General features: G+C 46.2%; 15 protein-coding genes. 6 read left to right on the top strand and 9 right to left on the bottom strand.

Annotated features, from left to right (window positions below; genetic code table 11):
• Nucleotides 1–53: 53 nt before the first annotated feature.
• From BDI_RS16450 to hflX, 8 genes are all read right to left on the bottom strand, one after another.
• Nucleotides 54–1,313, bottom strand: a complete 1,260-nt coding sequence (locus BDI_RS16450; protein ID WP_011967261.1) for a cellulase-like family protein — start codon at nucleotides 1,311–1,313, stop codon at nucleotides 54–56.
• A gap of 1 nt (nucleotide 1,314) precedes the next feature.
• Nucleotides 1,315–2,751 carry a sugar porter family MFS transporter gene (locus BDI_RS16445; RefSeq protein WP_011967260.1) on the bottom strand — a complete coding sequence of 479 codons (1,437 nt, stop codon included), beginning with the start codon at nucleotides 2,749–2,751 and terminating at the stop codon, nucleotides 1,315–1,317.
• A 32-nt stretch (nucleotides 2,752–2,783) separates the two neighbouring features.
• A complete protein-coding gene (locus BDI_RS16440; RefSeq protein WP_011967259.1) occupies nucleotides 2,784–3,572 on the bottom strand; it encodes a glucose-6-phosphate isomerase family protein in 789 nt (262 codons plus the stop codon).
• Nucleotides 3,553–4,512 (bottom strand): ROK family protein, encoded by a 960-nt coding sequence (locus BDI_RS16435; RefSeq protein ID WP_008779090.1) that lies wholly within the window; start codon nucleotides 4,510–4,512, stop codon nucleotides 3,553–3,555. The genes BDI_RS16440 and BDI_RS16435 overlap by 20 nt, the downstream gene beginning before the upstream one ends.
• 3 nt (nucleotides 4,513–4,515) lie before the next feature.
• Nucleotides 4,516–5,073, bottom strand: coding sequence for a glucose-6-phosphate isomerase (locus BDI_RS16430; RefSeq protein ID WP_011967258.1), 558 nt, complete (start codon nucleotides 5,071–5,073; stop codon nucleotides 4,516–4,518).
• A gap of 97 nt (nucleotides 5,074–5,170) precedes the next feature.
• On the bottom strand, nucleotides 5,171–6,052 hold the full coding sequence (locus BDI_RS16425; protein WP_005863332.1) for an AraC family transcriptional regulator: 882 nt from the start codon (nucleotides 6,050–6,052) through the stop codon (nucleotides 5,171–5,173).
• A 5-nt stretch (nucleotides 6,053–6,057) separates the two neighbouring features.
• Nucleotides 6,058–8,046: a DUF4954 family protein gene (locus BDI_RS16420; RefSeq protein WP_011967257.1), complete on the bottom strand. Its 1,989-nt coding sequence runs from the start codon at nucleotides 8,044–8,046 to the stop codon at nucleotides 6,058–6,060.
• A gap of 21 nt (nucleotides 8,047–8,067) precedes the next feature.
• On the bottom strand, nucleotides 8,068–9,279 hold the full coding sequence (gene hflX / locus BDI_RS16415; protein ID WP_005859898.1) for a GTPase HflX: 1,212 nt from the start codon (nucleotides 9,277–9,279) through the stop codon (nucleotides 8,068–8,070).
• Nucleotides 9,280–9,352: 73 nt separating this feature from the next.
• Between hflX and BDI_RS16410 the strand changes: the two genes are divergently transcribed.
• From BDI_RS16410 to BDI_RS16395, 4 genes are all read left to right on the top strand, one after another.
• Nucleotides 9,353–11,155: a T9SS type A sorting domain-containing protein gene (locus BDI_RS16410; protein WP_005859900.1), complete on the top strand. Its 1,803-nt coding sequence runs from the start codon at nucleotides 9,353–9,355 to the stop codon at nucleotides 11,153–11,155.
• A 49-nt stretch (nucleotides 11,156–11,204) separates the two neighbouring features.
• Nucleotides 11,205–11,423: a hypothetical protein gene (locus BDI_RS16405; protein ID WP_005859902.1), complete on the top strand. Its 219-nt coding sequence runs from the start codon at nucleotides 11,205–11,207 to the stop codon at nucleotides 11,421–11,423.
• Between the two features lie 436 nt (nucleotides 11,424–11,859).
• On the top strand, nucleotides 11,860–15,048 hold the full coding sequence (locus tag BDI_RS16400) for a SusC/RagA family TonB-linked outer membrane protein (protein WP_005863341.1): 3,189 nt from the start codon (nucleotides 11,860–11,862) through the stop codon (nucleotides 15,046–15,048).
• Between the two features lie 25 nt (nucleotides 15,049–15,073).
• On the top strand, nucleotides 15,074–16,705 hold the full coding sequence (locus BDI_RS16395) for a RagB/SusD family nutrient uptake outer membrane protein (protein ID WP_011967255.1): 1,632 nt from the start codon (nucleotides 15,074–15,076) through the stop codon (nucleotides 16,703–16,705).
• A 90-nt stretch (nucleotides 16,706–16,795) separates the two neighbouring features.
• On the opposite strand, the gene uvrA is transcribed toward BDI_RS16395, so the two are convergent.
• Nucleotides 16,796–19,579 (bottom strand): excinuclease ABC subunit UvrA, encoded by a 2,784-nt coding sequence (gene uvrA, locus BDI_RS16390; protein ID WP_011967254.1) that lies wholly within the window; start codon nucleotides 19,577–19,579, stop codon nucleotides 16,796–16,798.
• A gap of 206 nt (nucleotides 19,580–19,785) precedes the next feature.
• On the opposite strand from uvrA, the gene BDI_RS16385 reads away from it, so the two are divergent.
• The gene (locus BDI_RS16385) at nucleotides 19,786–21,315 is read left to right on the top strand and encodes a glycoside hydrolase family 10 protein (RefSeq protein WP_011967253.1); all 1,530 of its coding nucleotides are present in this window, start codon (nucleotides 19,786–19,788) and stop codon (nucleotides 21,313–21,315) included.
• A 12-nt stretch (nucleotides 21,316–21,327) separates the two neighbouring features.
• Nucleotides 21,328–22,182, top strand: coding sequence for a helix-turn-helix transcriptional regulator (locus BDI_RS16380; RefSeq protein WP_005859912.1), 855 nt, complete (start codon nucleotides 21,328–21,330; stop codon nucleotides 22,180–22,182).
• Nucleotides 22,183–22,239 lie beyond the last annotated feature (57 nt).

Genomic DNA, 22,239 nt, shown 5'->3' with positions numbered 1-22,239 from the left:
TTTTAGAATCTTATCAAAATATAAGAATCATCGTAATACATACCATCCCAAGATTAAAGTCGTTTCAATAATTTGGCTGCTACTTCATTATTCTTCGTGAGAGACTCATCCAGCGGGGAAGAACGGATGATAGAAGTCAAGCGTTTATGCCATTCCACATCCCGCCACATTCCAGCAAACTGAGGCCCGCAAAAATTACTGGTCGCTACGCCGACCCACATACCCGTACGAGCTGCCGTAATAGTTCCCAACTCGCAGAGATCTTTTACCCAGTCCCATTTCAATAAAGGCCAATCCTTATAATCCACCAATCCCCAACACTCTGTCGTAACAAGAGGACGGCGATTCTTCCGGGCCACAGAAGCCATAAGCTCTATCTTATCAGTCAACAACTTCTGCCAATATCCAGGTCTTTCCCGATAAACCCGTTCTGCGTTTTTCACCACATTCTTATAATCATCCGGTAAAAAACGATTGTAGCCATATCCCACCAGCTTATAAAATTCTCCACCATTCTGTTGGGCCATCCAAATATGATGCTCATACAAATCAAGAAAAGAGCAATCCACCTCTTCATATTTCTTGACATCCCCATGATCAAAAGAATATAAGAATGGCATATCCGGATATACTTGTCGCATCTTCTCCAACGAGGTTTTCATCCATCGTAAGGATTCCTCCTTATACCAATTCCCCCAACCGACATTCGGATATGTCTTAGCGAAAAAAGGAGCCCACGAATCACCGGGCCACTCATTGCAAAGATCTACATAAAGGATCGTATCCAATAACCCATCCTCCTCGATCGAACGAAGGATTGTCAGCCAGCAATCCGCCAATTTCTCCGGTGTATCCAATTTCAGGCAAACCTCATCCACATCGAGACGATACCAAGAAGAAAGCCCGACCTTAATATCCCGCTCCTTACATTTCGACAAGAACAAGTTCAAATTCGGTTGAACTTGTACCTCATTCATATCCGGACTTCCCCAATCTTGCTGATTCCAAACTTCTTTAAGTAACCATTTCTTCATTGGATTCTCCGCTATTAAATGAGGATAAGCATCAATACGTATCGCATTATACCCCCGTTCCGAGAGCTCGTCCAATACTTGGTCCCAGTCCTCATAACCGGCTCCGGGCCAACGCCTCTCCAACCAAGAAAAATCCCACATGGTGATTGCCCGGGGCGAGATTTCTCCTTTCCCGGCAAAAGCCATTTCACTTTTAGCTAATGCATTTGATAAATCAAAAGCCACTAAGCCGCCTAATGCCGCAACTGCTGTTTGTCTAATAAATACTCTTCTATCCATATTATATTATTTTATCTTTCGGGTGTCCTCCTTTTCTCCAAAAAGCCTCGATATTCTCCAATGAAACTCCTTTCGTTTCCGGTACATAGAAATATCCCCAAATAATCGCCACAATTCCAATAAACGCATAAAATAAGAACGCTCCTGCCGGATTCCCTTGGCTTTCGCCATTGATCGTTAAATCGGTTCCCTGTATTGAGAATACCTTCAGTATCTTGAAAAAGGTAAACGATACGATCGCATTGAAAAACCAAACGGACAATGAACCGAGAGAAGCCCCCAGCCCTCTTAACTTTTGTGGAAACACTTCCGACACAATCAACCAACCTAGAGGCCCGATGCTGATAGCGAAAAATCCCACATATAAGAAAATAAGGACAATGGAAAGCCATTTCCCGGAATCCCCTAATTGAGCGGCGAATATAAAAGAGGTAGCGAGTAGCGACAAGGAAATCACGATACCGCTCAACCCCAGAAAATAAAGTTTACGCCTTCCCAGCCGATCTACGAAATAGACAGACAGTAACGTGAACAATAAATTGACAACTCCCACCCCTACAGAAGCCCCAATCGCAGAGACCGCACCATCGAAACCGGCCATCAAGAATATTTTAGGACTATAATAGATCACCGTATTGATACCTACGAACTGTTGGAAGAACATGATACCAATAGCGATAACCAACGCATTCCTCAACCAAGGCTGAGCCAAATCCTTAAAACGCCCTTGTTGCTCATCATTTTTCCGCATCTCATTCCGCATCTGCTCAAATGAGACATTTACTTGATCCGGGTGCTCGATCATCTTTAAGACCGATAAACTCTCCTCCTCCCTGCCAACGGACATCAACCACCTTGGAGATGGTGGAACCAGCAACATACCCACGAACAAAATAATAGCGGGAATCACCCCCACATAAAACATCGGCCTCCAACATGAAACAGACGTCTCATCCGCAAAATACAAATCCGAAAGATAAGATACCAGAAGCCCGATCGTAATCATCAATTGGAACATGGCGACAAACATCCCCCGTGATTTCGCCGGAGAAACTTCTGCGATATAAAGAGGCACCGCAAAAGAAGATATCCCGATAGCCACCCCCAGGAATAAACGGGCGGCGATCAAATGATAAATGCCCGGAGCCCATCCCGACCATAACGCACCGATAGCGAAAATAACAGCCGAAGTCAAAATGACTTTCCTACGCCCTATGCGATCCGTCAACTTACCACAACACAGCGCTCCCAGAATAGCTCCCAGCAAACCGGAGGAAGTAACGACCTCCACCATACTATCGTCTATGCCAAAATCTTTCTGGAAGAAAGGAATTGCCCCGGAAATCACGCCGGTATCAAAACCAAACAATAGTCCTCCCATGGCGGCGACAATCGCTATCACATAAATCATCCAATATCTATAACTCGTGTTTCTCATGTTTTTCTTGTGTATTTAATCCATCTATAAACTCAAGGCTCGAAATCACGCCAGACCTCCGCTTTCAACGCGGGATTAGGCACATATAAGAAAATCTCCGGATTTTCCTCGAATTGTCTGTAAATAGATACCCCTTTCCGAATATCTAAAGAAATATAATCCGAAGGAGATTTACAAATCAAATGAGAGGAATCGTACATCGGATTCGCAATCCATTCTAATTCATCGCTTCCATTAAATATAGGAAACCAAGCGATTCCCCCGTGTTTACGAACCCCCTCATACACAAAACCATAATCTCTATCGCACCACGCCCCGAAAGTCAAAGGCAATCTCGGATTCGCACTAATCGTCGCATGTACCCAATAGGGAGGAACGATCACTACATCCCCCGGAAAGGCATGTACCGCATAACATCGACCGGGTTGATCCTCCGCATACTCCTGCATATAAATAATCGCCTCTCCCGACCAAATCTCATAGATTTCCGGCGTAGACCAACCGCTATAAGGAGATATCTTATGAATATGCCCTTGACTTCTGACTGGCTCCTGCCCCAATTTACCAGCGCTATATGTCACTACCCCGAATAACAAATGTAACTTATTCAGCAACACACGATGTTCTTCTTTGCCGACATCCATAGCGATCGAGTAAACCTGCTCCGGTCCCTTGCATTGAGGATCACGCAAACTAGCCCGTATATCTTCCAGCCGGCGAATCTCGACCTCCGGACCAAATACACCCGCCCCATAGGTAAACCCCATAGGCGATTGAACCGGTGTTATATCAATTCCTTTATCAAATACAAATCCGTTCATTTTGCTGTTGTTTTACCATGAAATACTCCAAGCCGAATAAAGCGGCGTCATCGCCCAATATTGCCGGGACAACCGGGACTTTCCCGGAAGGACACCAAGCTAATTCATCCACTCGCTTACTGATATAAGGAATGATTACCTCTTGGCTTTTTAAAATCCCCCCTCCCAGAATCACCACTTCCGGATCATAAGCATGTATATAGGTTATTATCGCCGATGCCCAGATATCCATGCATTCGTTTCTAATCAATAAAGCGTCTGTATTCCCCTCCTGCGCCAACCTGAAAATGCGCTTGAAATCATAGATATCCGCATCTCGCTTAAATGATTCCGATAAAAGGGCATGCTCCCGGATAATGGTCGGCAAGAAAAAAGAGGAAGACAGAGCTTCTACACAGCCTTTATTCCCGCATGAACATCGACGGCCCTTATAATCCAACACAAAATGTCCTCCCAAAGAACCCGCTTGAAAATGCTGTCCATACAGAAGCCGTCCATCGATCACGACTCCCGTACCGATACCGGTTCCGATTGTCATCATGACTACATTGTTCTTTCCCCGGGCCGCACCCTGCCACCATTCTCCGGCTACGGCCAAACGAGCGTCATTATCCATGCAGAAAGGAACTTCCCAATTCTCCCATGCCCATTTATCCAGACTGATCGAACAGGCATCATCATACTTCTCATTCGTAGAGATTACCCGGTTATGAATTGGATCTACCAACCCGGGAAAAGCCAGGCCGATACAACGAAGCGCCGCCACATCAATACGCCAAGCGGCCAACAACCGATCGATCGCCTCCTTTATCTTAGGTAAGTTCAGAGCTAATCCCAGAGCCAGACGGGAAGGTAATCTCACACAGTCTACGATCTCACCATCAGACAATAGTCCGATCTTTACGACCGTCCCCCCTAAATCTATCGCTATCGTATACATAAGCTATCGCAATTTAGGGGTACCGTTCACTTCTACCAATCGGGCCGAGAAGCCCTTATTCGCTATCTCTTCATAATTATGCCCGGCATCCGAAGGCCAGCATGCGGCAAATGACAAGACGCTATTTCCAGTATTAGCTACCCGGTGCGCTACACCGCCCGGTATATAATGCAGGCTACCCGGCATCATCCTTTCCGCCCACGTATTCCGTTCCCGGTCCATCAAGATCAACATACCTTCGCCTTCCAATCCCCAATAATACTCCGAACGATCCTCTTGTTGATGAAAATGGCCTTTCGTCATGAAATACTCATCTCCCACCTTTCCCGGATATAATTGAGTAATACCAAAATAAAGCCCTCCCGGAGTGCCTTCCCGCTCCGGTAAATAACTATATACCTCGTATGCTAATTGATCTAATGGTAATTGGGAATAAGCATCTTGATTCTCAAAAATTCCGGCAAGCTCACCTAAAGTTCTCCGGCTCTTTACCACACCTTCCCCCTTTAACTCATTTTGAAAAAATGACAAGGATGGGATTACAATCTTTTTATGTTCCATGATATTCTATTTTACGATACAACTTATATCGCAAAAATAGATCGAATACCTTGGGCTTTATTTTAGTATTTTTCCAAACAACTATGAAATCCTGTCCTTATTCTCCATCCAGGCGCTCCTTATATTTTTTCTGGTACTCGGATGGAAGCATATTCGTGGTTTTCTTAAATTGGCCGATGAAGTTGGATAGATTATTGAATCCGGCCTCGGAACTAATCGTGGATATCTTCAGGTTTCCCTCTATCAATAGTTTTTTCGCATGTCCTATGCGCATGTCATTCAGGTACTCCACGAAAGTCTTCTTGGTCCGTTTCTTGAAATAACGACAAAAAGCGGTCGGAGTCAAGCCTACCAAAGCGGCGACTTCCTCCAGCTTCACTGGAGACGTGAAGTTCTTCACCAGATATTTATAGACCTTATTGAAACGCTCGAAATCGTCCGAGTTGACCGTTTCCGTAAACCCCGTACTGGCTAATATCTCATATTCTTCGGAAGTCGCCATTAATTCCAGTAAAGCAATCAATTTGATCACCCTACTCGCTCCCGTCTCATTGGCGGATTGGCTGATCAGCTCGGCAATCTTCTTCCGGGACTTACCCACAAACTTAATTCCTCTACGGGAACGCTCTATCAATTCCCGGATATTATTCATCTCCGGAAGACGGATTAAATTAGGTTCAAAAATCTGACGCTTGAAGAACAAGCAAATACAAGTAGCCCGCAAGCCGGAGCTCTTATCGAAATAAACGGGGTCGTTTCTCCACTCATGTGGCAGTTGAGGGCCGATCATACAAACATCGCCCTCGAAATATCCTTCCACATGATCCCCGACAAAGCGAGTACCCGTACCACTTGTGATATACATTATCTCAATAGCCGGATGGTAGTGCCAAGGCACTATAAAATGCGGTAGATCCTCCACATAGAAATGAATGTGACTATCTATCGGGAATGGCAGTTCTTGAAATAATGGTTTCATAGGCTTTATACTAAAGGTTTCAACCTCTCGATCAGTTCATCCCCAAGCGCCCGTTTATTCACGATATGTTCCTGTACGGCGGTAACAAACGGATTATTCACGAAATCTCCTCGAACACCCTCGAAATCCTGTTGTTTTTCCTTGTTGGAACCATCCACACCGAAACCAATCATAGAAGTCAAGGAGAATTCCTTACGGGCATCCTCATAAAGCATCTCATCCAAGCGGATCACACATTCTTGCCAACGACGAACCAGATCAATAATCTCTGCGGCGGAAATCGAACGGAGATCCACCCCATAATAACGTTCGATCATCTCGTACGCCCATGTCCATTCCAAGGAATAATAACGTCCGTGAACCAAACGGAAAAAGCATTCCACATCCTCTAAGGAAGCGATTTCCCCCTGTTCGATATCTTGCAACAAGGCTTCTAGCGGTTCCCTCGGGAGGATCAAGCCCGCCAAGTCCAACCATTCTCCGGAGCCTTTGGATTCCGTAGGACGCAATTGCTCCCAGACCTCTTCCATAGAACAATAGGTCGTACCTTCCAAACGCTTGATTAACGAGTTACCAAAGAACTTATTAATTGCCATCCCATAAAAGTTCAACGCATTCCGGAGGGAGGAACCTTTTATACGAGTATTCTGATAATAATAAATCTCGGAAGTCTCTCCAACCAATGCCTGCAGGTTTTTCAAGATATCCACCGCTTTCAGCATCTTCTGGATCGTATAGGGACTCAATAGATTATAGTTAATCATATCCAAGCGATCCGGGTCCGTACGTTTATCACGTTTCGGCCATTTCTGGGCATCACGGATCGTACCCACGCTGCGAAGATTAATTCCCGGGACTAAGTAAGTCTCATCATCCTTCTCTATTAAATAGGAGAAGGGAATATCGGAAGTATCGCTATGGTGATGATGGCGACCCATTACCAAAGAGAAAGCGCCGATACGGGCCGGCCAAAGAATATACGAGTCGCTGGTAGTCTTGGAGCCACGTTCCACGATCCCTTGATGGATCGGTCCCAGCTTATACATATGATTACTCTGGTTAGAGCCACTTCCCGCGTTCAAGAACGAATACATTCCCGCTATCAACAAACTACTCTTATGCATAGACACCGTAAACGGACCGGCGAATATAGCGCAAGCCTCCCCATTCTCGAAAGCGCAGTTGCTGAACAACAAGGAATCATGGGCCGAGAAGTTATGCGTCACTTGGCAAGCCTGTCCGATAAAGCAACGGATAATCTTAGCGGCATCCGCGATCTTGGCTCCCGAAGAGACAATGAAATCTTGCGCGATCACACTATCCCCGATAAATACCGGGGCCTCTCTCTTACTATTTACGGAACCATTTTCCAGACGTGCGCTATTCTCTATGGTCGCGTAATCACCAATCTTCACGTTACGGATCGTACCGGTATTGACAATCTTGACCTTATCGCCAACCGTTCCCTCCGTAGAGGCGATACCCTCCGTATAAGCGGTAATCATATCCCGCAAGCGTTCGATCAAGGCCGGACGATGACGGTACAATGCGATAATATAAGCCAATGAAGCCGACAGGCCATCGTAAATCGGAACCTCACGCCCGCCGGTCTCATTCAAGACCGACACCTCGACATTATTCCCGAACGTAGCCTTGCCTTCCACCAACATAACATTTATATTCTGGATAAAGCAGTCATCACCGATCTGGTAATTAGCGATATAATTCTGTACGTTCTCGATCAGCACATTATCCCCCAACGTGCAATTATGTAGGGTAACATGACGAAGCCCGCTATGCTTTACCAATCCTCCCGGCAGGGTAAAAATCTTACGAAAGGCTCCTAACTTAACCACTCCTGAAAAACGTACGTGGTTCACATATTCAATATCAAACACTTCTGGAACCCAAACTTGATTCCAATCATCGGCCCGGCAAGCCTGAGATCGCAAGGTGGCGATCTCATCCGGCCGCAAATTTCTCAAATGATTCATTGGTACTAATTTTGTAAGACTCTACTCTTCATCATATTGCTGAAAGAGGAAGTCATTGTAGGGGAAACGGGTGATATGGATTTGTTTAACCCGTTCATACAACATCTCTTTCAACGCCTCTATATTCGTACGTTCCTTGGCGGAGATAAAGATGCAATTATCTTGCAATTTTCCCATCCACGTACGTTTCAGTTCATCCAGATCGATATTCTCACGACCACGAGGGGTCAAATCATCTTCCTCTTTCGGGACAAAGGTAAATGCATCCACCTTATTGAAAACCATGATCATCGGTTTCTCGGTCTTATCGATCTCCGCCAACGTACGGTTCACGACCTCTATTTGCTCTTCAAAAGTCGGGTGTGAGATATCCACGATATGTACCAGCAAATCCGCCTCCCGTACCTCATCCAAGGTAGATTTAAAAGATTCCACCAGCTCGGTCGGTAACTTGCGGATAAATCCGACCGTATCAGACAGCAAGAACGGCAAGTTCTCGATAATGACCTTGCGTACGGTCGTATCTAACGTAGCGAACAACTTATTCTCGGCAAAGACCTCACTCTTGCTCAATAAGTTCATCAAGGTAGATTTACCTACGTTCGTATATCCGACTAACGCTACACGTACCATCTTACCCCGGTTTTTCCGTTGTACGCTTTTTTGCTTGTCAATATCCACCAGCTCTTTCTTCAATCGTGCGATCTTATCCAAGATAATACGTTTATCAGTCTCCAACTGTGTCTCACCCGGACCACGCATACCTACGCCGCCTCGCTGACGCTCCAAGTGTGTCCACAGACGAGTCAAGCGGGGTAACATATATTTATATTGTGCAAGCTCCACCTGTGTCTTCGCATGGGCGGTCTGTGCACGGCTAGCGAAGATATCCAAGATCAAGCTCGTACGATCCAAGATTTTCACCTGCAATTCTTTCTCAATATTACGGAGTTGCTTCGGACTCAGCTCATCATCAAAGATCACCAAGCCGATCTCATTCTCTACCACATACTCCTTAATTTCCTGCAATTTACCGGTCCCGACAAAAGTGACGGAATTCGGGTAATCCATTTTCTGGGTAAAACGCTTTACCGCATCCACCCCTGCCGTATCGGCCAAGAAAGCCAATTCGTCCAGATATTCCTTAACCTTTTGCTCATTTTGCTCGGGGGTAACCAAACCCACCAAAACGGCCTTTTCGGTCTGTGCCTCAGATATGATAAATTCTTTCATGCCACAAAGATATATTATTTCAATTATTTACGTATATTTGCGAACATATTTACAAATATAAATCAACTTAGCTATGAAAAAGAGAATTTGGCATCTATCCAGATGCGTTGTCGTTTGTACGGCATTCCTATTCGTACAACAATTTATCCAGTCACAAGTTTCAAATCCATCTACATGGGAAAGTTTTGTGCAAAGTAACGCAAATATATCTATCCGGGATACGTTTCGGATGCAGACATTTGAGGGACTTGCTTCTGATAATTGGGATTATGCCATTACAGGTGAAGCCCTTATTGAAGATATCTCCGGCGTGAAAGATATTCCTAACAGCCACGGAAACTACGGGTTACGAATGCCAATGAATACGCAAGTGGCTTTCGAGCATTTCACGTTAACAAATCATCAAGATATAAAAATCAGTATACGGAAAGGGGGCATCCTTCTAGTAGAAGGAGAAGGCATGAGAGCCAGAACCTATCGAAAAGGGGAAACAAGTTATCCCTCCTTAGTTCCAACCATAGGAGAGAGTGGCATCAATCCTTTCAAAACCACAGATATAAAAAACAATCCTCCGGGCTTAGATCTTATCGTCCCCACACCGGCCGCCAATACCAAAAACGGCTATTATTATGTAGACAGCGTTTACGCACACGGCATGATTCCTACCTATTCCCTATTTACCGGAAACAGCGATTGGAACCATGAGGATCGCTGGAGCCACCTACCCGCCTACCGTCACCGCAACGCCTTGATTAACGGCAATATCTCCATAAATACAAATATCAGCTGTAAAGATATCTTTATTGGCAATGGAAATATCCATATTTTACCAACCGGAAATCTATCCGCAAATAACCTTACCATCTATCCTAATGATGGTATCTTGGCGTCTTCCTCCACCTTGCGATCGTCTGGAACTATTAACATCTCCGGCAAAATAACAATCGAGAAGACCTTCGCTCAAAAAGGCAAATGGTATTTTATCTCCTTCCCCTTCGATGTATTCGCTTCCGGCATAGACCCGGATTTCCAACTGGGTGATGACAAAAGCGATACAAACGGTAACTACTTTTACGTACAAACCTATAACGGAGAAAAGCGAGCCAACTCACAAAGCCCTTCCAACAACTGGGAAGTCATACCACAAACAATAATCAATACATCCCAGCCCATCTTCAAGAAGAACAAGGGGTACCTGATCGCTATTGACGCTTCCGCCGATCGTCAGAACCTTCGTTTCTCCTCGAAAGCAAAAGATATCCCTATAGATTTCGGAAAAAACGGTCAAGCCTCTATTCCGGTAAGCATTAACAACCAAAGCCAGAACCAGAATCACAACGGCTGGTATCTATGCGGTAATCCTCTGCCGGCTCCTTTATCTCTTAGTCAAATAGAATCAAACTCGGCCTTAGACGGATACATTTATATATATGACGGCTCCACCTACCAACCCTACGTGATCGGTAGCGATTTCGCCATCCCTCCATTCTCCGCTTTCTTTGTCAAAGCGAATAATAGTACCAGCCTATCTGTATATAATACATCCGAACCAGCCAATTATAAATTATTATCAACGAATGCACCCATATCTTTCCCAACATCGGAACCTCAAGCCCGACAAGATCCTCCTGTTTCCAATCAAGCCTTTTCATTTCCGGAATTAAGCTATCAGCTAGAGAACAAAACTTTATTCATTAATAATCTTCCATCCCCCGGTAAAGTCAAACTACTTACTCCGGCAGGCATATTGGTATTTACGCAAGCGGTACAGGCAGGGAACCCTATCCTCCCGATTCCCCTCCCACAAGGTTTATATATCTTAATTATTCAAACAGAACATTATCGGGCACAGTACAAATGCGTTTTAACCTCCTAAAGCCCGAAACAATCTTATATCTTTGCCCTGTTTTAAGAATAAAACGAATATGAAGAAGATCAACATCACAACAATTGCCTTACTTGTCTACTTAATCGTAATGAGTATCATCGGCTGGCCGGGAAACAATTCGGGGAATAATTATACCGAATATTTCTTGATGATCGGCGCTACGCTCGTCATCATCATCCTTCTACGCTATCTGCAAGTCAAACGTCTGAGAATGCGAGATAAGTGGAATAAAGACGAAGATCCTGCCAAGCAATAAAAACACAGCCTGTTTTTCTTCACAGAAGAACAGGCTGAATGAACTTTATTTTATTACACTAGTATTAATATTACTGCTTTTTCGCCCTCACAGGCTACTTGAATGTCTCGTAAAGACTACGCACAGTATAAATTATTCGATTATAAATAAGTACAATCTTAACAGGACACACACACCACTTGTTTCGCTTACTTTCTTAAAATGAGTTACTTTCATAATTCTTACATTTTATTCACTAGTACTAAAACGTCATTAACCAATACGCAAAAGACAACCGACATCATTTTTGTAATCGTAGCCTAATCGTCATATCACTGAAAGGCAATACAATCGTGAACACATTTTTAATAACATAGACATATCATCGTAATACAATCACACGTCCTTTGCGTTCTGAAAAAATAGATTAATTCTAATATATTTTAAGGACAAAAGGATGGACAACAGAAATTACTTTACGATGGCGATTCCCGCTCTTTTGCTAGGCGTAGCATACTTACAGCCAATCAATGCGGCACCAGCGGAGGATCTGCCAAACGTTACTGGACGAATGACGATCACCCAACAGACATTCACGGTAAGTGGCGTAGTCACCGATACGAACGGAGAACCAATTATCGGGGCTAACGTGATTGAGAAAGGGACTACAAATGGAGCCGTAACCGATTTTGACGGCAAATTTTCTCTCTCGCTGCAAAACAAGCAAAGCATATTGGTCGTTACTTATATCGGTTATAACACCAAGGAGATTCCAGCCGGGAATGGTTCTCCCCTCACGATCCAATTGCAGGATGACACCCAGAACCTAGACGAGGTTATCGTGGTAGGTTATAGTGTACAGAAGAAAAAAGACCTTACCGGTGCTGTTTCCGTACTGGAGGTAGGCGACCTGAAAGATACCCCGGTATCCAGTGTAGATCAAATGATGCAAGGTAAATTGTCCGGCGTAAACGTAATCCCGGATAATATGCCCGGCGGAGGCGTAGCGGTACGTGTACGCGGTTTCAGCACGATCCGTAACAATGATCCGCTTTATATCATCGATGGCGTACCAGTAGAGGGCGGCATCAATTTTCTCAACCCGAATGATATCGAAAGTATGCAGGTATTGAAAGATGCTTCTTCCGCTTCCATCTATGGTGCACGTGCGGCAAACGGCGTGGTTATCATCAGTACAAAAAAAGGGAAGGAAGGTACTTTCCGGGTAAACCTAGACGCTTACGTGGGAGTACAAACCTCGGCAAAACAGATGCGTATGCTAAACGCCCAAGAATATGGCGACTTATTATGGCAGGCACAGCGTAACGACGGGAAATCACCAGTAAGCGACGTGTATGGCTCCGGCGAGACCGCCGTAATTCCGGAATTCCTTGACGCAGATCACCGTCTTCCCTCGGGAGACGTGGATTGGGTTGACGAGATCATGCAAAAAGCCATGGTCCAGTCCTATAACCTCTCTCTGGCGAAAGCAGATAAAGTTAGCAGCCACTTGTTCTCCCTAGGTTATTTCAACCAAGACGGTCTTATGAAATATACTGGTTTCGAACGTATATCCGGACGTTTCAACAATGAGTTCAAGCTCTTCAACGATCGTTTGAAAATCGGTGAGAACGCCACATTATCACATGCGTGGGGAACCTCGGTCACCAATAACGCCGCACTGGGAGGTATGTTATACAACGCCTATAAGACCGTATCCATTACCCCTGTTTACGATCTGGACGGGAATTTCGGCAGCAACCCGATCGCCGACATCTCCAACCCGTTAGGCGAATTATACCGTAATAAGGATAATAAAGATCGTACCACCCGTCTATTCGGTAATCTATTCGCCGAACTGAATATCCTAGAGGGACTTTATTTCAAGACCAACTTCGGAGCGGATTATAAAAACCTGTATAAACGAAGCTTCAAGGCCAAATACAACGAATTGAACACCCAGCAACCCTTGAGTACGTTGAGCACGCAAAACCGTTGGAACTTCAATTGGGTATTCACGAACACGTTAAACTATTTACGGACATTCGATAAACATACGATCGGAGCCTTATTAGGTATCGAGACAAACCGTTATCAAGAGGAATACTTCTCCGCCTCCCGTGAAGGCTTTGCCTCGGATGACGATAACTTCCATTTCCTCGATGCGGGCGATAGTGGCTCCCAGAAGAACGCAGGTTCTGCCTTTACTTCCAAGATGATGTCTTATTTCGGTAAAATTGATTATAATTTCGACAACCGCTACTTATTCGCAGCCACGTTCCGACGTGACGGATCTTCTAAACTTGGTAACAATAAATGGGGTAATTTCCCGGCTGTCTCCGCAGGCTGGCGTATCAGTAGCGAACCGTTTTATGATATTCCGGCTATCAGCAACATGAAAGTCCGCATAGGTTGGGGACAAAACGGCAACTCTGATATCCCGGCTTATTCCACGATCGATTCTTACATGAGTAATCCGAACCACTCCAACTATCCGATCGACGGTAGCCAAAGTTCCGTGACAACCGGATACACCCAAACCCGTTACGGTAACGCAAACTTGAAATGGGAGACCACCACGCAAACTAATGTCGGGCTGGATCTAGGCTTCCTAGATAACAGCCTAACCGTTGTGCTGGATTGGTTTAACAAAGATACCAAGGACTTATTATGGGAGCGTCCCTTGATCGGTACCGTGGGGGGTACAAACCAAACGGTATGGGACAATGTCGGGAAAATGCGTAACCGGGGTTTCGAAGCTGAGGTCAGCTACAATAAGAGCATCAATAAAGATTTCGGGTTCAATGTCGCCTTCAATATGTCCGCTATCAAGAACAAGATGACGGAATTAGACGGTGATGTCTCCTATATCGGACTGCCTACCAGTGTGATTCACTCCCTCAACTTCGATCAAGAGGTTTCTCGTTCCGCCATCGGTCAACCAATCGGCTCTTTCTACGCTTATAAAGAAGACGGTTTATTCCAGAGCGAGGCGGAGATCAAATCATATACCAATAATAAAGGCGAACTACTCCAACCTAACGCAAAACCGGGTGATATCAAGTTCGTAGACGTAAACGGAGATGGCGTAATAGACGGTAACGACCGTGACTATATCGGTAACCCGCTCCCCGATGTCACAGCAGGCCTTACATTAGGAGTCAACTTCCATAATTTTGACCTCAGTCTATTCTTTCAGGGAATGTTCGGAAACGATGTATACGACTTGACCCGTTATGTGGGTGATTTCTACAATCAATCGCAATACAACAAAAACAGCCGTGTCGTTAATGCATGGACACCAACCAACACGAATACGGACATACCCCGTGTCACCATGGACGATCCGAACAATAACATCCGGCCCTCGTCTTACTATGTGCAAGACGCTTCTTTCGTTCGCTTAAAGAACATGAAAATCGGTTATTCCGTACCTCAGTCCATCCTATCCAAGATTAAGTTCAATAGCTTGTATATCTATGCGCAAGCAACCAACTTATTCACGATCACAGGATACGACGGTATCGATCCGGAAGTGGGATTGCAAAGTTACTCCAGTGACTACCGTAACCTAGATATGGGTGTGGACCGCGGCATCTATCCGTTATCCCGCACCTTCACCTTTGGAGTAAACGTAAGTTTTTAATCATCAAACAACAACAAACTAGAATATGAAGAAAATGATTATAGCGGCCTGTGCCGTATTCGCATTGACATCATGCAGCGATTTTCTGGAAGAGACACCTGTAGGCGAACTGACTCCCGAACAAGCACAAGATCCCAATAACATCGAGGGATTGATTATCTCCGCCTATTCCATCCTAGACGGCCAGATGGACGATGCCAGCTCCGGCTTGAATTCAGGATGCTCCAACTGGCAATTTGGCGATGTGATCTCAGACGATACCTACAAAGGCGGAGGTGGTACGGGAGACCAGAACCCGGTTCACTTGATGGAAATCTTCCATATCGACCCGACTATCCAAGATTACAATCGGAAATGGCTAGCCTTATACGAGGGCGTGAACCGCTGTAACCAAGCGATCCGTATCCTCAAAGGCAGCGATTATGATAAAAAGGAGACCCGTATCGCCGAGATGCGTTTCCTGCGTGCCCATTTCTATTTCAACTTAAAGATCATCTATAACCAGATCCCATATTTCGACGAGAGTGTCAGCGATCCTTCCGCATTCGCCTCTATCTCGAATAAGGAGTATACATCCGATCAATTATGGGAGAAGATACTGAATGATTTTAAGGCCGCCTACGAAGGTCTCCCGGATTCCCAGCCGGATGTGGCACGTCCATGTAAGATGACGGCCCGGGCTTATATGGCTAAAGTTTACTTGTTCCAAGGCAAATGGCAGGAATGCGCTACAGCGACGGATGAGGTGATCAATTCCGGCAAATACCAGCTACTCCCCGACTTCCGGAATATCTTCTTGCCGGAAAATGACAACTGCCCTGAAATTTTATTTTCAGTCCAAGCCTCTATCAACGATGGCTCCCCGAACAACTACAACGGAAATCCGGGCGACCGTTTGTTACCTCCGGGAGGCCCTTATCCCAACTATGGTTTCCTTCGTCCTTCCCAAAACCTAGTAAACGCTTATAAGACCGACTCCAACGGCTTGCCTTTGGAAGACGGCATAGACGTTTCGGAAAATGATTATGTAGACACCCGCCTAGACCACACGGTAGCCCGCCCCGGAATCATGTTCCTAGATGTCCAACTCTATGACTGGACTCCTCGTGAGGCTACGGTTTACGGTCCGTATAGCCCTAAAAAACGTATTGTCTCCAAGAACTCAAGTTACTATTTGGCTATCTGGCCATACGTAAACGCATTGAATGTTTATATTATTCGATATGCGGACGTGTTATTGTGGCGTGCCGAAGCTGCTATCGAACTAGGCGATTTGACTACCGGATTGAAATACATCAACCAAGTTCGCGAGCGTGCCATGAACAGCCAGACCGTAAAAACCGCTGACGGGACAGCGGATGCCGCCAAATACCGGATCGGATTATATCCGTCATTTTCCGACAAAGAGGAGGCGATCCGAGCCTTACGTACCGAACGACGTCTGGAATTCGCCTTAGAAGGTGAACGTTTCTTTGATCTAGTCCGTTGGGGAATCGCCTCAGACGTGATGAACACTTATTTCGAGCATGAGAAGACATTCCGCTCTCATCTCCAAAATGCCCGTTTCATCAAAGGGACCCACGAATACGGCCCGATACCGCAAGCGGTTATAGACCTTGCGAAAAATGGAATCATCGAGCAAAACCCAGGATATTAATGGAAATGCTCCCATTCCTCTTAAAAGAAATAGCTCCTATCCGAATATTCGGGCAGGAGCTATTTACATTTGTCTTTTTATATCGTCTCCTTATAACTTATCCCTTAAAAACCTTCCGGTATAGGATGCCTCGCAAGCCGCTATCTCCTCCGGTGTGCCGGCACAAACCAACTGCCCGCCGGCCTTTCCGCCTTCCGGTCCTAAATCGATCACATAATCCGCACATTTGATCACATCCATATTATGCTCGATAATTACCACGGAGTGACCTTTCTCGATCAAGGCATTGAAAGCTTTCAACAAAGTCTTGATATCATGAAAATGTAAACCGGTCGTAGGCTCGTCGAAAACGAACAAGGTAGGTTGCTGCTTCTCTTGGCCTAAGTAATAAGCCAGTTTCACACGTTGGTTCTCACCACCGGATAAAGTGGAGGAAGTCTGTCCCAGCTTGATATAGCCCAAACCTACGTCTTGCAGCGGTTTCAAGCGTTTCACGATCTTCTTCTCTTGGGAGCCGGAACCTTTCTCGAAGAACTCGATCGCTTGATTCACGGTCATTTCCAACACATCGTATATGTTAGCGCCTTGATACTCTACATCCAATACATCCTGCTTGAAGCGTTTGCCGTGGCAAGCCTCGCATTCCAAGGTGATATCCGCCATAAACTGCATCTCTACCGTGATTTTGCCCTCGCCCTTACATTCCTCGCAGCGACCTCCTTCTTTATTAAAGGAAAAATAAGCGGCGTTATATCCCATCTGCTTCGCAAGAGGCTGCTCACCGAATAGTTTACGGATCTCATCGTAAGCGCCGATATACGTCACAGGGTTCGAGCGAGAACTCTTTCCGATCGAGTTCTGGTCTACAAACTCAATCGCCTGAATCATATTCAAATCTCCACTGATACCGGAGCAATCTACGGTCAGGCGAGCGGCATCATCCAAATGGCGTTTCACGCCCTCGTAGAAAATATCACGAACCAAGGAACTTTTACCCGAACCGCTCACGCCGGTAACCACCGTCATCACGTTCAAAGGAAACTTCACGTCCACACCCTTTAAGTTATTCTTCCGAGCCCCTGTCACTTCTATATAATTATTCCACGGACGCCGATAAGGCGGGATCTCGATCTGATCCTCTCCCGTCAAATAACGTACCGTATGGCTATCGCTACATTTCCGGAGGTTATTCACATCGCCTTGATAAACGACCTCACCCCCCAAACGCCCCGCTTTCGGACCGATATCGATGATATAATCCGCCGCACGGATAATCTCCTCATCATGTTCCACCACGACCACGGTATTCCCCAAGGCTTGCAACTGTCGCAATACCTTGATCAACAAATCCGTATCCCGGGAATGCAGACCGATACTCGGCTCATCCAAAATATACAACGAACCCACCAAGCTACTACCCAACGAGGTAGCCAGATTGATACGTTGGCTCTCTCCTCCGGATAAAGAGGCCGAGAGGCGATCTAAAGCCAGATAACCCAACCCCACATCCAACAGGAATTGCAAGCGATTATTGATTTCCGTGAGCAAACGTTTAGCGATCGCCGCATCCGTCTCGTCCAGTTCCAGTTGATCAAAGAAAGCCTTTGCCTCCGAAACCGGCATCGTCACCAGCTCGGCGATATTCTTACCGCCCACTTGCACATACAGCGCTTCCGGCCTCAAGCGGCTCCCCTTACAAACCGGGCAAGTCGTCTTTCCCCGATAGCGGGCTTGCATCACCCGGTATTGTATCTTATAAAGATTCTCTTCCACGAACTTAAAGAAATCGTCGATGCCGTGTAAACCTCTCGCCCCATGCCACAACAAATCCTTCTCTTTCTGTGTCAGGTCGTAATACGGGCGGTGGATCGGGAAGTTATATTTCTCGCTCTTCACAATAAAGTCTTTCAGCCATTCCCCCATCACCTCACCTTTCCAGCAAACCACGGCTCCTTGGTAGACAGACAAACTTTTATCGGGCACCACCAGATTCTCATCGATGCCCAGCACCTTACCGAACCCCTCACAAGTCGGACAAGCGCCCAACGGATTATTAAAGCTAAACATCATATCGGTAGGCTCCTCGAATATCATGCCATCCGCCTCAAACTTCTTCGAGAATTCCTTCACGACTACCCCTTCCTCCGTATAAATACGAATCAAACAGGTACCATGGCCCTCAAAGAAAGCGGTCTCGGCCGAATCCGCCAAACGGCTTTTCAAGGTCTTATCGTCCGATACCGTCAGGCGGTCCACCAACAACTCGATCGGGTAAGACAGCAACTCCTCGCTGGCCAGTACCTCCGAGATACGATATACCGTATCATTCACCGACAGACGGGCATATCCTTCTTTCCGCAAGATCTCCAGCTGTTCCTTCATATCCCGGCCTTCCGGCAAGACAACCGGGGCGAATACGGCAAAACGAGTCCCCTCGGGGTATCGCATGACCTCCTTGACAATATCGCTCACCTGATGTTTTTTCACCTCGGTGCCGGAAACCGGCGATATCGTCTTCCCGACGCGAGCATATAACAAGCGTAAATACTCATAAATCTCGGTAGATGTACCGACCGTGGAACGCGGATTACGGGTATTCACCTTCTGCTCGATAGCGATAGCCGGCGGTATTCCCTTAATATAGTCGCATTCCGGCTTACTCATCCTCCCCAAGAACTGGCGGGCGTAAGCGGATAAACTCTCTACATACCGACGCTGTCCCTCCGCATAAAGGGTATCGAACGCCAACGATGATTTTCCACTCCCCGACAGCCCGGTTATCACCACCAGCTTGTCCCTCGGAATCTCTACATCTATATTTTTCAAGTTGTTGACACGTGCCCCCTTGATGAAAATCGAATTGCTCTCAGACATATTACCTTTATCTTTTTCTTTAACGCAAAGATAGCCAAAACTAACCGATTCTGCCCTATCTTCATCGAACTAATTCACACAGTTAGACAGGGTGTGCCTCGTCTCTACTGCCAAGTAAATAAAATAACAAGGGTGAAATATTTCATATTTACAGGGAATCTTCTACATTTGTTGAAAATTTCATAGACAAACACAGCAAGGCACCCATGTACATTAAATATTTTCGCTTCTTAGTAGCGATTCTCTTTTGTGCGATAACCTCATGTTCTACGGTTCGCGAGAAGCCTCGTCCGGCTACGAGTACGGGCAAGGAGGCCAAGCGAGAGTTTAGGGGAGCATGGATACAGACCGCTTTTCAAGGCGAATACAAGGATATGACTCCCGCCCGGATGAAAAAAGACTTCATCCGCAAGCTTAATTACCTGCAAGCATGCGGCATCAACGCCATCATCTTTCAGGTGCGCCCCGAGGCGGACGCTTTCTATAAATCCGATATCGAGCCGTGGAGCCGCTTCTTCACCGGAGAGCAAGGCGTAGCCCCGGCAGGTGAGTTCGACCCGATGGCCTTCCTGATCCAAGAATGCCATAAACGGAACATGGAGTTTCACGCTTGGTTGAATCCTTACCGGGCGAGCACGGCGGGAAACACCCGTTTCGCCGATTCCCACATCTATCATAAGCATCCCGAATGGTTTGTCACCTATAATAAACAAATCCTTTTCGACCCGGGATTGCCGGAAAGCCGTCAGTTTATCTGCCGGGTAGTGCGTGATATCGTCGGCCGTTACGACGTGGACGCTATCCATATGGACGATTATTTCTATCCCTATCCCGCGGCGGGTATGCCTTTCCCGGATGATAACAGCTTCCGGAAATACGGCTTGCGAAAAGGATACAGCGAGGCGCAAAGGAACGATTGGCGCCGGGAGAACGTGAATACCCTGATCCGGGAATTGAAACGTACCATCCTGCTCACCAAGCCTTGGGTACGCTTCGGTATCAGTCCCTTCGGCATCTACCGCAACAAGAAAAGCACCGCAGACGGATCGGGTAGCAATACCAACGGTCTGCAAAACTACGACGACCTCTACGCCGATATCACCTATTGGGTACAGCAAGGTTGGATCGATTATAACATCCCCCAGATCTATTGGGAGATCGGACACCCGGCGGCCGATTACATCACGCTTATCAAATGGTGGGACAAAAACGCCAACGGAGGTCATTTATATATCGGGCAAGACGTGGCCCGCACCATGAAAGCGGACCAATTAACCCGCAAGATGCGTTACGAGCGTGCCTTGCCTCACGTGAGCGGCAATTGTTTCTGGCCCGCCAATGAGATTCTATGGAACAACAAGGGCGTAGCCGACAGCCTGAAACGGAACTACCACCGTTACCCGGCCCTTATCCCGGCCTATACCCATATGCATAACCGTCCGCCAAAAGACGTAAGCAAGCTAAAGACCGAATGGACACCTAAAGGCTTCTTGTTACATTGGCAAGCGGAGCAAAGCCCCACGAATCCGGAGCTAGCCTCCTATTTCGTGATCTATCGCTTTAACGACAAGGAGCCGATAGACACGAGCGATCCCTCGAAGATCGTGGCTATCACCCGGGAAACCGGCTACTTGATGCCTTACGAGAAAGGAAAGGTAAAATATCGCTATGTAGTGACCGCCGTAGATCGCTTTCACAACGAGAGCGAGGGCAAGACAAAGAAAGTAAAATTATAAAGACAACAATATATGTTAACCGACCATCGCTGCACCAAATATACCGACTGTTCCTCTTGTAGTTTCTACCAGAGGGACATATTCAAGTATCGTCTTTATCCGAAAGGGTACGTGATCCCTCAGACAAGATGCATGCAGAACATGGTCTTTTTCCTAGTCAAGGGAGAGATCTGGCTGAACAGCGAGGAGCACCCGGACACCACGTTCAGGGGCGGACAGTTCGTGTTGCAACCGATCGGCTCGAAAGTGGAGTGCAAGGTACTCGACTACACCGAATGTATCATCTATCTCTTCGAGCGTCCGCAAAACATATGCGACAATCGTTTCAACAAAGGCATCTCCATCGTGGAGAACGAACGCCAGCAGCCCATCGTAATGACGATGGTCCCGCCGATACAACTCTTCATCGAGGGCATGAAGCTTTACCTCAACGATGATTTAAGATGCTCCGGACTGATGCAAGCCAAACGCTCGGAGATGGTCTACTTGCTGAACTGCTACTACCCCATCAAGGAGCTAGCCGCCTTTTACGCCCCGATTTACCGGTATAGCCACAGTTTCCAGTATTTCGTGATGCAGAACTACCAGAAGGCGAAAGACGTGGAGACCTTCGCCCAATTGGGAGGCTACAGCGTACCCACCTTCCGCCGTATCTTCAAGGATACGTTTGGAGAGCCCGCTTATCAATGGATGCTGAAACGCAAATGCCAAGACATTCATAACGACCTTATCATGACAGAGCTTTCCATATCCGAGATTTGCTACAAGTATGGCTTTGAGTCGCTTTCCAACTTCTCGCACTTCTGCAGGGCTAATTTCGGCCAATCTCCCCGCTCTGTCCGTTCTCTAAAGGATGAAAATACATAATATTCAATGATTTTTTTAAAATCTCTCAACTTTTGCAACTCTTTGGACAAAAATAAC

The organism is Parabacteroides distasonis ATCC 8503 (genome assembly GCF_000012845.1).
Lineage (GTDB): Bacteria > Bacteroidota > Bacteroidia > Bacteroidales > Tannerellaceae > Parabacteroides > Parabacteroides distasonis.
The sequence above is the reverse complement of the archived record's forward strand: the minus strand, read 5'-3'. Positions and strand labels throughout refer to the sequence as shown.

What these genes read in the sequence shown, in the direction of transcription:
- BDI_RS16450 (WP_011967261.1), bottom strand. Translation starts at nt 1,313, where the DNA reads ATGGATAGAAGAGTATTTATTAGACAAACAGCAGTTGCGGCATTAGGC.
- BDI_RS16445 (WP_011967260.1), bottom strand. Translation starts at nt 2,751, where the DNA reads ATGAGAAACACGAGTTATAGATATTGGATGATTTATGTGATAGCGATT.
- BDI_RS16440 (WP_011967259.1), bottom strand. Translation starts at nt 3,572, where the DNA reads ATGAACGGATTTGTATTTGATAAAGGAATTGATATAACACCGGTTCAA.
- BDI_RS16435 (WP_008779090.1), bottom strand. Translation starts at nt 4,512, where the DNA reads ATGTATACGATAGCGATAGATTTAGGGGGGACGGTCGTAAAGATCGGA.
- BDI_RS16430 (WP_011967258.1), bottom strand. Translation starts at nt 5,073, where the DNA reads ATGGAACATAAAAAGATTGTAATCCCATCCTTGTCATTTTTTCAAAAT.
- BDI_RS16425 (WP_005863332.1), bottom strand. Translation starts at nt 6,052, where the DNA reads ATGAAACCATTATTTCAAGAACTGCCATTCCCGATAGATAGTCACATT.
- BDI_RS16420 (WP_011967257.1), bottom strand. Translation starts at nt 8,046, where the DNA reads ATGAATCATTTGAGAAATTTGCGGCCGGATGAGATCGCCACCTTGCGA.
- hflX (WP_005859898.1), bottom strand. Translation starts at nt 9,279, where the DNA reads ATGAAAGAATTTATCATATCTGAGGCACAGACCGAAAAGGCCGTTTTG.
- BDI_RS16410 (WP_005859900.1), top strand. Translation starts at nt 9,353, where the DNA reads ATGAAAAAGAGAATTTGGCATCTATCCAGATGCGTTGTCGTTTGTACG.
- BDI_RS16405 (WP_005859902.1), top strand. Translation starts at nt 11,205, where the DNA reads ATGAAGAAGATCAACATCACAACAATTGCCTTACTTGTCTACTTAATC.
- BDI_RS16400 (WP_005863341.1), top strand. Translation starts at nt 11,860, where the DNA reads ATGGACAACAGAAATTACTTTACGATGGCGATTCCCGCTCTTTTGCTA.
- BDI_RS16395 (WP_011967255.1), top strand. Translation starts at nt 15,074, where the DNA reads ATGAAGAAAATGATTATAGCGGCCTGTGCCGTATTCGCATTGACATCA.
- uvrA (WP_011967254.1), bottom strand. Translation starts at nt 19,579, where the DNA reads ATGTCTGAGAGCAATTCGATTTTCATCAAGGGGGCACGTGTCAACAAC.
- BDI_RS16385 (WP_011967253.1), top strand. Translation starts at nt 19,786, where the DNA reads ATGTACATTAAATATTTTCGCTTCTTAGTAGCGATTCTCTTTTGTGCG.
- BDI_RS16380 (WP_005859912.1), top strand. Translation starts at nt 21,328, where the DNA reads ATGTTAACCGACCATCGCTGCACCAAATATACCGACTGTTCCTCTTGT.